The organism is Alicyclobacillus mali NBRC 102425 (genome assembly GCF_001570745.1).
Taxonomy (GTDB): Bacteria; Bacillota; Bacilli; order Alicyclobacillales; family Alicyclobacillaceae; genus Alicyclobacillus; species Alicyclobacillus mali.
Map to the genome: position 1 here is coordinate 39803 of NZ_BCSG01000014.1, position 14817 is coordinate 54619.

General features: G+C 63.5%; 14 protein-coding genes. 6 read left to right on the forward strand and 8 right to left on the reverse strand.

What is annotated here, in order from left to right:
* The 6 genes from AMA01_RS06110 to AMA01_RS14200 form a co-directional block, all read right to left on the reverse strand.
* Window positions 1-1635 carry a peptide chain release factor 3 gene (locus AMA01_RS06110; RefSeq protein WP_067848921.1) on the reverse strand — a complete coding sequence of 545 codons (1635 nt, stop codon included), beginning with the start codon at window positions 1633-1635 and terminating at the stop codon, window positions 1-3.
* Between the two features lie 44 nt (window positions 1636-1679).
* Entirely contained in the window at window positions 1680-2660 is a 981-nt protein-coding gene (locus AMA01_RS06115; protein ID WP_067848924.1) for an aldo/keto reductase, read from the reverse strand.
* Window positions 2661-2675: 15 nt separating this feature from the next.
* On the reverse strand, window positions 2676-3251 hold the full coding sequence (gene lepB / locus AMA01_RS06120; RefSeq protein WP_231862839.1) for a signal peptidase I: 576 nt from the start codon (window positions 3249-3251) through the stop codon (window positions 2676-2678).
* A 172-nt stretch (window positions 3252-3423) separates the two neighbouring features.
* Complete coding sequence (locus AMA01_RS06125; RefSeq protein WP_067848930.1) at window positions 3424-4413, reverse strand: hypothetical protein; 990 nt, start codon at window positions 4411-4413, stop codon at window positions 3424-3426.
* A gap of 18 nt (window positions 4414-4431) precedes the next feature.
* Window positions 4432-5319, reverse strand: a complete 888-nt coding sequence (locus tag AMA01_RS06130; RefSeq protein ID WP_067848932.1) for a phosphodiester glycosidase family protein — start codon at window positions 5317-5319, stop codon at window positions 4432-4434.
* Window positions 5320-5472: 153 nt separating this feature from the next.
* Window positions 5473-5598 carry a hypothetical protein gene (locus tag AMA01_RS14200; RefSeq protein WP_268251779.1) on the reverse strand — a complete coding sequence of 42 codons (126 nt, stop codon included), beginning with the start codon at window positions 5596-5598 and terminating at the stop codon, window positions 5473-5475.
* 138 nt (window positions 5599-5736) lie between these two features.
* On the opposite strand from AMA01_RS14200, the gene AMA01_RS06135 reads away from it, so the two are divergent.
* The 3 genes from AMA01_RS06135 (at window position 5737) to AMA01_RS06145 (ending at window position 9478) form a co-directional block, all read left to right on the forward strand.
* Window positions 5737-6639, forward strand: coding sequence for an acetamidase/formamidase family protein (locus AMA01_RS06135; protein WP_376738333.1), 903 nt, complete (start codon window positions 5737-5739; stop codon window positions 6637-6639).
* A 125-nt stretch (window positions 6640-6764) separates the two neighbouring features.
* Entirely contained in the window at window positions 6765-8144 is a 1380-nt protein-coding gene (locus AMA01_RS06140; RefSeq protein ID WP_067848935.1) for a methyl-accepting chemotaxis protein, read from the forward strand.
* A 38-nt stretch (window positions 8145-8182) separates the two neighbouring features.
* On the forward strand, window positions 8183-9478 hold the full coding sequence (locus AMA01_RS06145) for an MFS transporter (RefSeq protein ID WP_067848977.1): 1296 nt from the start codon (window positions 8183-8185) through the stop codon (window positions 9476-9478).
* Between the two features lie 10 nt (window positions 9479-9488).
* Here the strand turns inward: AMA01_RS06145 and AMA01_RS06150 are convergent, their stop codons facing one another.
* Entirely contained in the window at window positions 9489-9755 is a 267-nt protein-coding gene (locus AMA01_RS06150; RefSeq protein ID WP_067848938.1) for a hypothetical protein, read from the reverse strand.
* A 204-nt stretch (window positions 9756-9959) separates the two neighbouring features.
* Between AMA01_RS06150 and AMA01_RS06155 the strand changes: the two genes are divergently transcribed.
* The 3 genes from AMA01_RS06155 to AMA01_RS06165 are packed head-to-tail and all read left to right on the forward strand — an operon-like array spanning window position 9960 to window position 13078.
* Window positions 9960-11294 (forward strand): ABC transporter substrate-binding protein, encoded by a 1335-nt coding sequence (locus AMA01_RS06155; protein ID WP_067848941.1) that lies wholly within the window; start codon window positions 9960-9962, stop codon window positions 11292-11294.
* A gap of 5 nt (window positions 11295-11299) precedes the next feature.
* Window positions 11300-12241 (forward strand): carbohydrate ABC transporter permease, encoded by a 942-nt coding sequence (locus AMA01_RS06160; RefSeq protein ID WP_231862840.1) that lies wholly within the window; start codon window positions 11300-11302, stop codon window positions 12239-12241.
* Between the two features lie 18 nt (window positions 12242-12259).
* Window positions 12260-13078, forward strand: coding sequence for a carbohydrate ABC transporter permease (locus tag AMA01_RS06165; protein ID WP_230088238.1), 819 nt, complete (start codon window positions 12260-12262; stop codon window positions 13076-13078).
* Window positions 13079-13113: 35 nt separating this feature from the next.
* On the opposite strand, the gene atzF is transcribed toward AMA01_RS06165, so the two are convergent.
* Window positions 13114-14817 carry an allophanate hydrolase gene (gene atzF / locus AMA01_RS06170; protein WP_231862843.1) on the reverse strand — a complete coding sequence of 568 codons (1704 nt, stop codon included), beginning with the start codon at window positions 14815-14817 and terminating at the stop codon, window positions 13114-13116.

Here is a 14817-nt window from a genome sequence, read left to right on the forward strand (position 1 = left end):
TCACTCCTTCGAGCGCCTTCGGGACGCGTCCAGTTCAAACGACGTCTTGTGCAGGCGCACATTCGGGTTTTTGTCGAGCAGCCACTGCATGGCGAACTCCGTCTGGAACAAGAGCACCGTGCGCCCGTCGCGATCGCGCACGATGAGCGTCGCGTATCGATCGAACTGGAGTTGTTCGAGGGGTTCGTCGGACTCCAGCCACCGTGCGAACTGATACGGCAATCGGATCATCTCGACGTCGACGCTGTACTCGTGCTTCATGCGGTGGACAAAAACGTCGAACTGAAGCTGGCCGACGGCGCCGAGGATCAGGTCCTCGGTGCGGTTGGCCTGGCGAAACACCTGCACGGCGCCCTCCTCGGTCAACTCGGCAATTCCCTTGTGAAACTGCTTGTATTTCATCGCGTTCGGCACGGACACCCGCGCAAAGTGCTCTGGCGAAAACGAGGGCAGCGGCGGGAATTCCAGACTGCCTCGCTCGACGAGCGTGTCGCCGATGCGGAACAGCCCGGGATCGTGAATGCCGATGATGTCGCCCGCGTACGCCTCGTCGACGGTCTCGCGCTCCTGGCCGAAGAACTGCTGCGGCTGCGTGAGCGCAAGGCGCTTGCCCGTGCGGACGTGCGTCACGCTCATGCCGCGCGCGAACTTGCCCGAGCAGATCCGGACAAACGCGACGCGATCCCGATGAGCGGGATTCATGTTCGCCTGAATTTTGAAGACGAAGCCCGTGAAGACGGGATCGTCCGGGCGGACCAAGCCGACACTGCTCTCCCGCGGGCCGGGTGCGGGCGCGAGCTGAATGAACGATTCAAGGAACGACGCGACGCCGAAGTTGGCGATCGCACTGCCGAAGTACATCGGCGTCAGCTTGCCCTGGCGGACGAGATCCGCATCAAACGAGTCGCCCGCGACATCGAGCAGTTCGATGTCGTCCTTGAGCTTCTGCCAGAGGACTTCGCCGAGCTCGTCGGCTAGGGCTGGATCGTTCAGGTCCGGCACCGGTACGCGCGTCTCGTCCGCTCGGCTCGTGAAGCGCTCGAACCGCCCTTCCATGCGGTGATAGATGCCCTGAAAATCGGGTCCCATGCCGATGGGCCAAGTCACCGGACAGGAGCGGATCCCGAGCACGCGCTCAATTTCCTCCATCAGTTCGAACGGATCCTTGCCGTGGCGGTCCAGCTTATTGACGAAGGTGAAAATGGGAATGCCGCGCATCCGGCAGACCTCGAACAGCTTGATGGTCTGCGGCTCCACGCCCTTCGCCGCGTCAATGAGCATCACCGCGCTGTCCGCCGCCGCGAGTGTCCGGTACGTGTCCTCGCTGAAGTCTTCGTGGCCCGGCGTGTCGAGCAGATTCAGACGACACCCCATGTAATCGAACTGCAGCACGGTCGACGTGACCGAGATGCCGCGCTGCTTCTCAATCTCCATCCAGTCGCTCGTCGCGTGCCTCCGCGCCTTCCGCCCCTTCACTGCGCCCGCCTCGCGGATAGCGCCGCCGAACAACAGCAGCTTCTCGGTCAACGTCGTCTTTCCCGCATCCGGGTGCGAGATGATGGCGAACGTCCGGCGGTTCGCGCAGCGCGAGCCCTCTTCGAGGAGCGCCTCCTTGTTTTCCAGTTCCACGGACATCCTCCACCGCGCTCCTTTTAACCGAACCTGATGAATCTAGCCCATCACTGGTGACCCAGGACCGGATGCGGCACGTAGTTCTCCTCGAGCTCGGCGATCTCGTCCTGCGTCAGCTGAAGCTCGAGCGCCGCCACAGCGTCCTCCAGGTGATGGAGCTTCGTCGCGCCGATGATGGGCGCCGTCACGAACGGCTTCGACAGCACCCAGGCCAGCGCCACCTGCGCCATCGGCACGCCGCGCTGTTCCGCCACGGCCTTGACCCGCTCGACGATGCGCCGATCGCTCTCCTCCGTGAGCGCGTACAGCTTGCGGCCGAATTCGTCCGTCTCCGATCTCGCCGTGCGCGTATCCCAGTCCCGCGTCAGCCGGCCGCGCGCGAGCGGGCTCCACGGAATGACGCCGATGCCATCCTCCTGGCAGAGCGGCATCATCTCCCGCTCCTCCTCGCGGTAAAGGAGATTGTAGTAGTTCTGCATCGATACAAACTTCGTCCATCCGTGCAATTCGGCCGCGTGCTGAAGCTTCATGAACTGCCGCGCGTACATCGACGAGGCACCGATGTAGCGCGCCTTGCCCGCCTTCACGACGTCGTGCACCGCCTCCATCGTCTCCTCGACCGGCGTGTTCGGATCAAACCGATGGATCTGGTACAGATCCACGTAATCCGTGCCGAGGCGGCGCAGGCTGTTATCAATCTCCTCCAGGAGATGCTTGCGCGACAGTCCGCCGCCGTTCGGCCCGGGCCGCATGCGCCCGTGCACCTTCGTGGCGATCACGACCTCTTCCCGCCTGACGAAATCGCGCAGCGCGCGGCCGAGGATCTCCTCACTGGCGCCGAGCGAGTACACGTTTGCCGTATCGAAGAAGTTGATGCCGAGATCGAGCGCCTTGCGAAGGAACGGGCGCGCTTCTTCCTCGCGCAGCACCCAGGAGTGCGTGCCCCGCTCCGGATCCCCATAGCTCATGCATCCGAGGCAAATGCGAGAAACCTCGAGCCCCGTCTTGCCGAGGCGCACATACTGCATCTGCGCTCACTCCTCTCAGACGTGTTGAGAGATGACGCTCATTTTGTTGAACGGATAGACCACAAATTCCGCCTCGCCCACAATCATGGAGCGCGGCACGAACTTGTGTACCCAGAGCCTGCTGTCGTCGGAGATGGGCCGGTTGTCGCCAAGCATGAAGTAGCATCCGGGCGGCACCTTCCAGGTCCCGACGACCGTGCCGTTGTACTTCGAAATATCCGGATTGTTCTCGACCAGCTTCTTGCCGTTGATGTACACGGCATTCGAGGTCACGGTCACCGTGTCGCCAGGCATGCCGATCACGCGCTTCACAAACAGTTCGCTCGGATCATCCGGCCAATGAAACACGACGACCTCCCCGCGGTGAATGGGCCAAAGCTCCGTCGCCAGTTTGTTGACGATCACGTATGCGAAATTGCGGGAGCTCGTCGCAGGGATGGTGGGGTACATCGAAGCAGACGGCACACGCGCGGGGCTTACCACCCACATCCGAAGCGCCATGGCGATGGCCACGCCAATCAGGATGGGCAAAAACAGCCCAGAGAACCAGTTGCGCTTCGGCCTCTCTTCCATCGGTTGTCGCTGTTCCACGTTGCCACTTCCCTGCTCTGTCATGTCCGAAGCTACGCGAAAGGCCGCCTCGGCAGTCGCCCAACATTATACGATATCCATATCAGCTTCACATCGAGAACTTCGCACATGCATCCGCGACCGCAGCTGTGGGCGAGCGTCCCATCATGCAAATGGTTCGATCACGCCAAACTCAATCCATCACGACCCCGTACGTGTTTGCGCGGACAACCAGCACCGCGTCGGCGCTCTGCGAGGCGAGAAAAAACGCGCCCTGCGGCGCAAGGACCACCCGTCCCGAGGCGTCCTCAATGAAGCGCCGGTTCACGATGTAGACGTGGCCGGCGTGATCGATCACCAAGCTCGAGGCGGGCACTGGCGAGGGCAATCGGCACAACGTCGTCCAAGTGCGACCGTCAAACGAGCGGACGGCAACAGCCTCCCCGCCTCCATTCAGCTCGGCACAGTAAACGGTGTTTCCCGCGCCGCGAATCAGCGCCACCCGAGACGCCAACGGGCGAAGCAGCCCGCCGCGATCCGCCCACAGGCGATGCTGCGCGTCGACGAGATACAGCGTGAGAGCCGTTGCGGCATCGTAGGCTTGGCGGATGGAGAGGTTGGCGAGCGATTCCACGTACATGTGCTCATTCGTGTCAAAGTAGTAGACCTCATTGCTCCACGGGCCGGAGAACAGGACGTACAGATCGTTCGTGTAGCCGCTCCAGGCCATGGCTTGCCACGCCATGCCTGCCGGCGGGTGAAGCCACGCAATAGGCCTCATGACGTGATTCCAAACGTCGTACGTCTCGAGTTGCCCGCCGCCCGTGAGGATGAGCATGAGCCGGTCACTGACCCACGCCGCGCTTGCCACGCCTGATGAAATATGAAGGCTGGCCACGCTGTTCCCCGTGCGCAGGCCAAACACCACAAGCTCGCCCTTCGGCTCCACGGCAAACGCCGCGACGCGAGAAGGACTCGGATCCCACGCCCGCGAGCGCGTCAGTTCGGGGCCTCGGGCGTCCAGGTGCGCCCGCAAAATCGGTTCTGGCACCGGCTCTCGAACCACCACCGTGTGCCAATCGACGGGCGCAGGCTGCAGACGCGCGGCTTCCTTCGCTCCCCACAGAAAAGCAGCGGTCCCCGCCAGAATCGTCGCGTAGATGCCAAGCCGCTTCAGCTTCACACGTCTACCTCTTTCGCGCTATTTGACCAGCACGGCCGTACCGATGTATCGCTCGCCCAGGATGTCCGTGGGCTGATTGATCAGGTGTCCATCGTAGACCAGCGTCGCGGACGAACCGCCGTCCAGATTGGCCGCCGTGACGGCCCCGAGCGAAATCATGAGGCGCGCGATGTCACCAAGGCTCGCGCCGATGTCCGCGGGCCCTGTCAGTTCGCGGCCGTCCGTCACCATGAGGATGACCGTCCCATTCGCCGTCTGCCCTATCGCCGTCCGCGGCGCATAGCCCCAGTCGCCTGCGCCCTGGATCTGGTCCACGCCATGGTCCACGAGCGTCGGGCCGAACATCAGGGCCTGCGTCACCCCCATCGCCCGCAATTCGGCGAGCGTGTAAGTGCCTGAGATGAGGCGTCCGTCCGCCGTGAAACCGATGATGCTTTCGGGACCGCTCGCGCGCTGGAGAATCCGCCCGTTGCTGATGACGATGCCCTGCACGAGCCCTCCTGTCCCTTGCCAGTTGGTGTCCGTGAACGACCCGCCGTTTACGCCCGCAACCGCGTGCCAGTCGTTCACGAACTGTTCGACCGTTTCGCCCACGTCGCCCGGATAGCGCGTCTCCACGATTTCGACGCGCCGCGGATCCCGCACCCAAAGCGCGTATGCCGTGAAGTTGGGCTCGCGGATGACAGACAGGCGCATGCCAGATGGCGGTTGGGGCGGTCTGTACAGCGGAGCGCCGAAGATCGGCTCGTCAAGCCGTGGCGACGGAAGCGCCGGACTCGCCAGCCGAACCACGCGATCCCGCCGGATGGGCGCGGGCAGATTCCAGCGGTAGACGAACGCGGCCACCGATGCGACGAGGGCCAGATACAGGGCACAGCCAAGCACTACCAGACGTTTCTCCGCCATCGCGCCACTCACCCTCGCAGCGTCCGCCGCGCTCCATTCTGAGGTACACCCTGCATCCTTTCGCCAGGTCGTCGTCCGATCCCTGCTCCCGGTCTCAGCTCGTGAAAAAGGCAAAGCGCGTGAGGGACGCTCGCGCCCCCCACGCGCCTGCATTCACTTCTTTTTCCCGAGCTTCGTTCGCAACTTCTCGCCCGGAATGCGCTCTTCGCGCTCTTCCGTCGGCAGCGTCTTGTTGGCGTCGTTATGCAGCGGCTTCGATTCGTGTCGGCTGTTCGACACCGTCATCCCCCCTTCGGCGTTAGTATGCTGCTCATTTCGCGATGGCCGCAGGTGAAGAAGGCCCAGATGTCAAAGACATGCATCGTCACGTCCGAAGAGGACTAGCCTTTTCAGAGGAGGAAGCCTATGTCCGCCCCCATCTACACGCTTGATCCCACGCACATCGTCTATTCGTTCGCCTCGTACCATCCCCCCGCCCTGTCCGTCCCCGCTGGCGCGGTGGTGCAAATCGAGACGTGCGACTGTTTCGAGAATCAAATCGAGCGAGAGGACCAGGACTTTGGCACGCTCGACTGGAACCGCATCAATCCAGCCACCGGCCCCATCCACGTGCAGGGAGCCATGCCGGGAGATGTACTGGCCGTGCACGTTCTGGACATCAAGCTCGCGAAGCGCGGCATCATGACCACCGGCCCGGGCCTCGGCGTGATGGGTGGTCACCTCGCCGAGAACGCCATTCGGTTCGTCGAGATCGAACACGGTCAAGTCGTCCTGCCCGGCGGGGTGCGCGCGCCGCTGCGGCCGATGATCGGCGTCATCGGCGTGGCTCCCGCGGATGGCGAGGTCCCGTGTGGCACCCCTGGCGATCACGGCGGCAACATGGATTGCACGCGCATCGCGCCTGGCGCCGTGCTGTTGCTCCCCGTCTCCGTTCAAGGCGCCCTGTTTGCGCTCGGCGATCTCCACGCAGCGATGGGCGACGGCGAGGTCGGCGTGTCCGGCGTCGAGATCGCAGGCCGTGTGACAGTTCGCCTTGAGGTGATACGCGATGCGGCTTGCCCGGCACCCATGGTGATTTCCGCGGATGACGTCAGCGTCATCGCCTCCGCGGACACCCTCGACGCCGCGGCGGAATTGGCAACCGAGCGGGCCGCCACCTGGCTCGCGGCCGCCGCGCACCTTCATCTCGCCGATGCCACGATGCTGCTAAGTGCATCCGGCCGGCTCCGCATCTGCCAAGTCGTCGACCCACTCAAGACGGCGAGGATGGAGATCGACCGCGGGTTGCTTGAACAGCTGCGCGTAGAACTGCCCGTCTGAATCGCGGACGGCGAGCGGACTCCGCTCGCCGTTATGTCACTTTATCTACCATAAAACCTTGATCAGCGCCGAAAATTCACCCCATAATGGAATTGTACATGACATAGACGCAGGAGTTGGTCGCCTTGTGGACGCTGCTTCGACGCCACAGAGATGTGAGCGGCGAACCGCCTGCTCACCTCCCGCTCATCCAGGAGCTCCTGGCGGCCATCTGCGTGACGGCGGACAGGCTGGACGCCACCACGGCCTTCCTGTCGCAGTCGGTTCGTGAACTCGTCGGACTCGCAGAGCGCACAGAATCCACGGAAGTCCGCACATGCCAGCGGGCAACGCTCGCCGTGGACGAACTGGACAGATCCGCCGCGCACGTTCAAGCCGCGTTAAAAACGTTCTCAGGCGCTCAATCTTCCATGGAGCGCATTGCGCGCCGCGCGGAAGAACTGGAGGATCGCGTCCCTGCACTGGTGGAGCGCGTCCGGGAAGCCATGCAAACCGTTCGCAAGCTGTCCGCTGCCATTGAGGAGAACAACGCGCGCGTCGCGGAGATGGTCGCGGGCCTGGACCGCATCCGCGCTGTGCACGAGGCCATCCGCAGCATGAGCGAGCAGACCTCTCTCATCGCACTGAACGCAACGATCGAAGCGGCGCACGCGGGGCATCACGGCCGCGGATTCGCCGTGATCGCGGACGAAGTGCGCCGACTGGCGGATCAGGCGAAGGATGCACTCCGACACAGTTCAAACAACTTCGCGGACATCCGCGCCCAGGTCGACGGACTCGCCGCCATCGGCGCCGAGGCTCAGTCGGCTTCCCATCTCGGGGTGGCCGCTCTGCACGCTATCAATGACTTCTTTGCCGCCACGCGCCAAGAGGTGGCTGAGATGGCATCAGACGCTCAACAGGCGCGCACGGACGCGGAGCGCGCATTTCGCCATCTGGACGACGCCGAGCGCGGCGTCCGGCAGGCGCAGGTGTCGATGCGCAACGCCACGGACGATCTCGTCTCGCTGATGGCGGAGAACGCAGCCACTCGCCAACAGATCGACGCGTTGACACAGGTCTCTTCCCATCTTCGCGAGACGGCTGACGAGCTGGCGGGCGAGATCGCAGAATTTCAGGCGTTTGTGCCCGAAGCGGCGGCGACCGTGGACACCGAGTCCTTGGAAGCGCTGAAAGGCGAACTGAAGGCCGCGTGTTCCCGCCTTCACGCCGCGGACCTGGAGCGAGCATCGGTGAAACAAATGCTTCTCGAGCTGAAGGCAAAGCACAGCCTGGGATCCATCTGGTTGAATCGCGCGGACGGATCGTTCGTGTTCTCGGATCCGCCGGCCGGATTGTTGAACGCCTCTCAGAGACCGTGGTTCACAGCTGCCTTGGCAGGAGAAGCGTACATATCTGCGCCCTACGTCTCCGCGCAGAGCCGCAGACGTTGCATCACAGTGAGCGTACCCATCACGCATGACCAAAGAGTGGTTGGATGTGTGGGGGCAGATGTGTATATTTAGAAGGGAGAGTGATCCAGCGGCAAGGTGGTGCAAAAGCGTTGCTGAATTTGGACAAGCGGCTTGTGCGCGAGCGAAATCTGTGGATTCTGGTCCTTGGGTCGCTGTTTTCCGTGGGCGGCGACAACGCGTACTTCACCATCTTGAGTTGGTACACGTTGACCATCACTGGCTCTCAGCTCGCGCTTGGCACCACCATGACGCTCGCCTCGATTCCCCGCGTGGTGTTCATGTTGATTGGCGGCGCCATTGCAGACAGGTTCAGCCGCAAGTGGATCATGGGCATCTCGCTCGCCGCCCGGGCGGCGGTCCTTGTGGCCTTCGCGGTTCGCATCGCGCTTTTCGGCCCGCGTGCGCCTCTTTGGGCCATCGACCTGATGGCGGTGCTGTTCGGCGTGATCGACTCGTTCTATTATCCCGCGACTTCGTCCATTGTGCAGACCGCCGTCGCAGAGGAGCACGTTGCACAGGCCTCCAGCATCGTCCAGACCGTGCAACAGGCGAGCACCGTGGTCGGGCCGATGCTGGCCGCTGTGCTCTTGGCGCAACGCGACTACCGGCTCATGTTCTTGGTGGTGGCGCTCGTGTTCACGATCGCGGCGGTCACGATGTTCTGGATCCGCCTTCGCGCGCACGGCGGTCTCGAGGAACCTGCGCAGGGCGTGTCGTCCGTTCTCCGCGACGTCGCCGATGGACTCAGGTTCGTCGCGCGAATCCGACTGCTGCTCATCGTCATGTGCCTGAGCTTGGTCGTGAATCTGTTCTGCATCGGCCCTCTGAGCATCGGGGTTCCGGTGATGATCCGGAGCAGAGGATGGACAGGCGCTGTCCTTGGCGAATACCAGTCTGCGCTCGGCGTCGGATCCATTGTCGGCGGCGTGATTGTGGCGCTTCTGCGCGGATTTCAGGGCAAGCTCATTTGGATTGGCATGTGCGGCGCGCTCATGGGCCTGGCCATGGCGACGGTGGGTTATTGGCAGATACGCATCGAGGGCATGGCGGCGCTCGGCCTTGTGGGCATCCTGATGAGCATTGTCAACATTCCGTTCCTCGCCTTTTTGCAGAGCAGTATCCCCGAAGAAAAGCTCGGCCGCGTGATGTCGGTCCTCATGCTCGTCAGCGTCGGGTTCACGCCCATCAGTTACGCGCTGTCCTCGTGGATCCTGCAGCAGGGCGTGGCGCCAGACGTGCTCCTGCTCGCCTGCGGCGTGGGTGTGGCAGTTGCCTTTGCCGCCCTGTATTTGACGCGCGATTACAGGCACATCGAGTCCCATCCGCTTTTGGTAAAGCGCCGTCCATCCGGTATGACTGCATCGCGAAAAATGAAGCAACCGTGAAGCCTTCGCCTCACGGTTGCTGCGCTTCTGCATCTTCAAGCGCCGCGCGGACGCGGTTCAGGTGGTCGTGAAGACCGGCCACGGCCTGGGGATTCGACGATCCGCCCGCTCCTTCGACGGCCCGCTCCGCTTGCATGAACGCTTCTTTGGCGGACATGAGGTTTGTTCGGTTGGTGTGCGAAAGCGCCTGCTTCGCCGCGCGCTCCGCCTGCGCGATGGCGTTCTGGGCTTCCGTGATGGGTGTCTGCTCTTTCGTGGACTGAATATCCTTCTTCACCGCCTGCTCCCCCCTCGCTCGCTTAGCATGCCCAGAACAAGGGCGCATGCGTCACCCCCGAGGTCCAACTCGATAGCCCAGCGGACCATAAACAAAAGATACAGACTTCTTACAAGCGCTTCACAAAAACACAAGCCTCCCTTCAAACCCGCATCTCAAGATGGTCTTGACCCAATATTCGGGCATTCAAGGGGGAGAATTTGCGTGAGACGAAGCTGGGTTTTCGGCACCGCATTCGCCGCGATTTTGGCAGGCGCGGGAACCGGTATCGCGCTGGAGCGCGCGCACGCGCAGACCGCGGTTCGCGTGGCACCTGCGGAAACGGCCAGCACAGACGGCGTGGTTCAGATCACATTTTGGAACGGGCATCCTTCGGGTGCACTGAAGAAGGAGATGCACGCCCTCGTCGACGAGTTTAACGCCACCCATCCCCACATCCACGTCACCGTAGTCGACAAGTACGCTCAGATTCAGCCCGTCACCGCGGCGATGACCGCTGGCGACGCACCGAACGTGATCATGCCGCACCTCGACGCCGCTCAGCAGTTCATGTCGGACGGGTACCTCGTGAACCTGACGCCGTACATCGACGGGCCGAGCGGTTTCACGAAGGCTCAACTCGCCTCGTTCTTCTATCCCTCTGTCTGGAACGGCCGCGCCATCGAGCCGGGCAAACAATACATTCTCCCGTTCGAGGAAAACGGGCATATGGTGATCTTCTATAACGCGGAGTTGTTCAAGAAGGCCGGCATCTCGTCGCCTCCTAAGACGTGGCAGCAGGTCGGGGCGGATGCGCGGAAGATCACAGCGCTCGGCGGAAGCATCCACGGCATTGCATGGACCCCCTCCATGGAGCAATTCCTGACGATGGTCGCAGACAACGGCGGGAAGATTTGGGCGTCCAGCAGCGAGACGCGGTTCGCCCTGAACAACCCGCAGGCCGTCGCCACCCTTTCCTTTTTGCACAATCTCGTCTCGCAAGGAGACATGATCCTCACGCAAAACTACGACTACCAATTGGATTTCGGGACGGGCAACATTGGACTTCTCATCGAATCGTCCGCAGGGTGGACCTATGACGTGCAGTCGGTGGGCGGCAAGTTCACAGTCAAAGCGTCCCCGGCGCCCGCTGGCACCTCGGGCCGCGCGTACAACTACGTCGATGGCGACAGCCTCGCCATTCTGAACACGGGAACCAAAGCCCAGCAGGATGCGGCGTGGACGTTCGTTCGCTGGCTCGTGAGCCCGGCGGCAAACGCGCAGTGGGATCAGGCGGCGAATTACCTTCCCATTGGGCCAGCCGCGGCAGACCAGCTAAAGCCGTACTATGCGTCGCACCCCGACCAGGAGGCCGCTGTCACGAACCCGTCGACCTGGCTGACGGACCCGGCTGCGAACGCCACGCAATACTACGCCGCGCTGACGGCCATGCAGACTGAACTCCTGAAGGCGCTCAACGGGCAGGAGTCACCGCAACAGGCCATTGCGAACATGAACAACGTCGGCAATCAATACCTCAGCGGCGAGCGCAGGAGCTGATGCCCATGTCCGTGACCGACGCGTTCCTTCGCTGGACGGCGCAGACCGTCGCCGAACCTTCCCCAGGCCCATCCCGCCTGCGGGAAGGTCTCCTCGCGGCGTGCCTGCTCGCACCCGTCTTTTTGTTTCTCGTGGCGTTCGTCTATGCGCCGGCAGTGCTCGCCTTTGCGCTGGCGTTTCTCAACTTTCACCCCGGCGGCACGACGGCTTACGCAGGCCTGAGCAACTTCCATGCGGCCTTGTCCGATCCGCTCTTCTGGCGATCCATGGCCAACACAGGCTTGTACGCCCTCATGATGGTGCCCTCCACCCTGGTGCTGTCCGTCGCACTGGCGGCGCTTCTGCAGTCCAACCGGCGGCTCTTCCGCTTCACGCAGTCGTTGGTGGTGCTCCCGTACGTCACGCCGGCCGTCGGCACGGCCATCGGCTGGCTTTGGATGTACAATCCAAACTTCGGCATCTTGAACGCTCTCTTGCGAGACGTCGGCTTGAGGCCCATCGGGTGGTTGAATTCGCCCCACTGGGCAATGCCGGCCGTCGTGCTGTATTCGCTTTGGCACGGTATCGGGTTCGACGTGCTGATCCTGCTCTCGGCCATGTCTCAGTTGCCGGAAGGCGTGTTGGAATCGGCGCGGGTGGACGGCGCGGGTCCTTGGACCCGGTTGTTTCGCATCACGCTGCCGCTCATCTCGCCGACGCTCTTTTTCATCGCCGTCATGACCACCATCGGCTCTCTGCAGGCCTTTGCCCAGGTCTACGCACTGAGTCTTTCGAGCGGCGGACCGGAGAACGCCACGCTGACGGCGCTTTTGTACATCTACCAACAGGCGTTCACGAACGGACAGTTCTCTTACGCTGCCGCCATGGCCGCGATGCTCGTGGTCTGCATCTTTGCAGTCACCGCCCTGACGCGCTGGATCGGTCACCGATTGACGTTTTACCAGTAATTCGTGAGGAGGATGGACATGCGTACCATCGGACACGTGTTGCGCGCCGCCTTGGCCTTGGCCCTCGGACTGGCGTTCCTCTTGCCGATTTACATTTCGTTCGTCACGTCGTTGGATCGGCCGCAGGACGTGTTTGTCTATCCGCCTCACCTCGTGCCGGACTGGAACTTCTCGGTATGGGTGCAGACGTGGCGGGGGAACACGTGGATGCTCGCCATCCTCAACACCGTCGTCATCGCCCTCGCGACCATCGCCATCGCCCTGACGACAACCGTGCTCTGCGCGTACGCGCTCGTCTACATCCCGTTTCGGGGGAAAGCCGTGGTGTGGACCGCGCTCCTGGCTGTGCTCATGATCCCGGAACAGGCCCTGCTCATCCCGAACTTCGTGACGATGGCGAAGCTGCACCTGGTGGACACGCGCATCGCGCAGATCATCCCGTATGGCGCGAGCATCTTCGGTGTATTCCTCTTGCGCCAGCACCTCCTGACGCTGCCGCGGGAGTACCACGACGCCGCAAAGATCGACGGCTGCGGCCATCTGGCGTTCCTGTGGCGCATCGTCCTGCCGCTGTCGAGGCCTATCCTGTTCACCGTCGCGCTCTACATCTTCATCGGCTGCTGGAACTCCCTAATTTGGCCGCTCATGGTCACCTCGAGCCCTCGGGTTCAGCCCATCGAGGTGCTGTTGTCCACCTTTTTGACGCAGGATTCGTCCAACTGGCAAGGTCTGTCCGCCGCCGCGATGTTCGCGACGCTGCCGATGATCGCCCTCTTCGTGCTGTTCCGCAAACCCATCCTGCGCGGTCTCTCCAAATCGAGCGGCATCAACGGTTGAATGGGCGGGGGCCGAGGCGGCGCCCCCGCGACCGTTTATGAGATGACCACCCTGCCGCGCTCGCACCACGCCCGGAAACCTCCGTAGACCGTGATGTCCTCGCGCTTCGGCGCACCCTCCTCGCAGACGAAGCCCGTCACCTCCCGCCCGTCGGAAAGCAGGATCTTTCCAAGCGCCAGGGGATGCCTGACTTTTTGCATGAACGCTGGCCACGCGCGCCGCGGCAGCTTCCAGAGTTCCAGCTCCACCTCCGCGCCGCCGTCCGCGCGCACGAGTCCGGGCTTCACCGGATCCGTGTCCAGCAGGTAGAGGCGATACAAAGGCGCGGTGCGGGAAACACCAGCGAATTCTCCGCCGAGATCGACCAACTCGCCGTTCAGCGGCATGCCTCGCATGTGCAGGCCGCAGACCGCGATGAGTTCCATCTCGTCCTCACGTGTCGCCACATCCTGGTCGGGATCAAGCCACCAGCGCGCCGCGCTCAGAAGCTCGGCCTCCCGTTGTCCAGGGACGTACAACGTGACGCCAAACGGCATTTGTTCATCCGCCTCGCCGCACGGGATCGACAAGCCGGCCAAGTGGAGCAGGTTCGCGTGCTGCGTGTACGCGCCAAGCGCCCGATTGGTGGCAAAGGGATCCGCGCGCGCCTCGTCCCGCGTCCAGGTGCCGCCGACGGTCGGCATGAGGAGCACAGCGCCGCGCAGTTTCTCCTCCACGGAGCGGCGCAGGTCCAAAAGGCGGTGCTGTGCGCGGAAGAGATCGCTCGCCAGGCGATCCCGGCCGGACTCGAGGATGGCTCGGGTCACGGGCAGCACGTCGTCGGGATGAGCCTCGACGAAGGCCCCGAGGCTCGCCCACCGCTCCGCGATCCAGGGGCCCTCGTACAGCATCGCGCTCGCCTCGTCCAGTTCAGGCAGATCCATCTCCACCACGGCGACGCCGGCGTCCTCAAGCTTGGACAGCGCCCTGGCCCACGCGTTGCGATACGCGTCCGCCTTGGCGCCGAACCAGGCGACGAGCGATTTCGGAACCACCGCGCGATCCGGCGCGCCCTGCGCGGCAGGCGCGGGCGCGATGACCGCCTGCACCCACGCCGCGTCCGCGACGGATCGCGTGAACACGCTCACGCAGTCGATCGTGCGACACGCCGGCACCACCCCGTCATTCGGCCAGCCGCCGACGCGGGGCTTGTAGCCGATGACGCCGTTCAAGGCCGCCGGCACGCGCCCGGAACCCGCCGTGTCGGTCCCGAGCGCAAACGGCACCATGCCGAGCGCCACGGCGACGGCCGATCCACTCGACGATCCGCCGCTCACCCACTCCGGATGGCGCGCATTCGCCACCTCGCCATACGGGCTGCGCGTGCCGATGAGCCCCGTCGCGAACTGGTCCAGGTTCGTCTTCCCGACCGGAATGGCCCCCGCGCGGATCAGCCGCTCCACCACCGCCGCGTGCGCCGGCGCCTCGTACGCAAACGCTGGGCAGGCGGCCGTGGTCGGCATGCCGGCGACGTCGATGTTGTCCTTGACCGCAAACGGAATGCCCCAGAGCGGCTTTTGATCCATCTCGTCTGCGCAGAGCGCCTGGAGATACGGCTCGATCCTCTCCCACGAGGGCGGCGTGATCCACACGTTCCACGCGGCGTGCGACTCCGCCGCACGAATGAGTTCGTCGATCACGTCCGCCGGCGTCCGCCGCCCGGTCCGGTATGCGCGCCGAAGCGCCTCCACGGTCGTCAT

Bases quoted from the DNA above. Each gene is read 5' to 3' on its own strand.
- AMA01_RS06160 (WP_231862840.1), top strand. From the start codon at position 11,300: ATGTCCGTGACCGACGCGTTCCTTCGCTGGACGGCGCAGACCGTCGCC.
- AMA01_RS06165 (WP_230088238.1), top strand. From the start codon at position 12,260: ATGCGTACCATCGGACACGTGTTGCGCGCCGCCTTGGCCTTGGCCCTC.
- AMA01_RS06130 (WP_067848932.1), bottom strand. From the start codon at position 5,319: ATGGCGGAGAAACGTCTGGTAGTGCTTGGCTGTGCCCTGTATCTGGCC.
- atzF (WP_231862843.1), bottom strand. From the start codon at position 14,817: ATGACGACCGTGGAGGCGCTTCGGCGCGCATACCGGACCGGGCGGCGG.
- AMA01_RS06115 (WP_067848924.1), bottom strand. From the start codon at position 2,660: ATGCAGTATGTGCGCCTCGGCAAGACGGGGCTCGAGGTTTCTCGCATT.
- AMA01_RS06110 (WP_067848921.1), bottom strand. From the start codon at position 1,635: ATGTCCGTGGAACTGGAAAACAAGGAGGCGCTCCTCGAAGAGGGCTCG.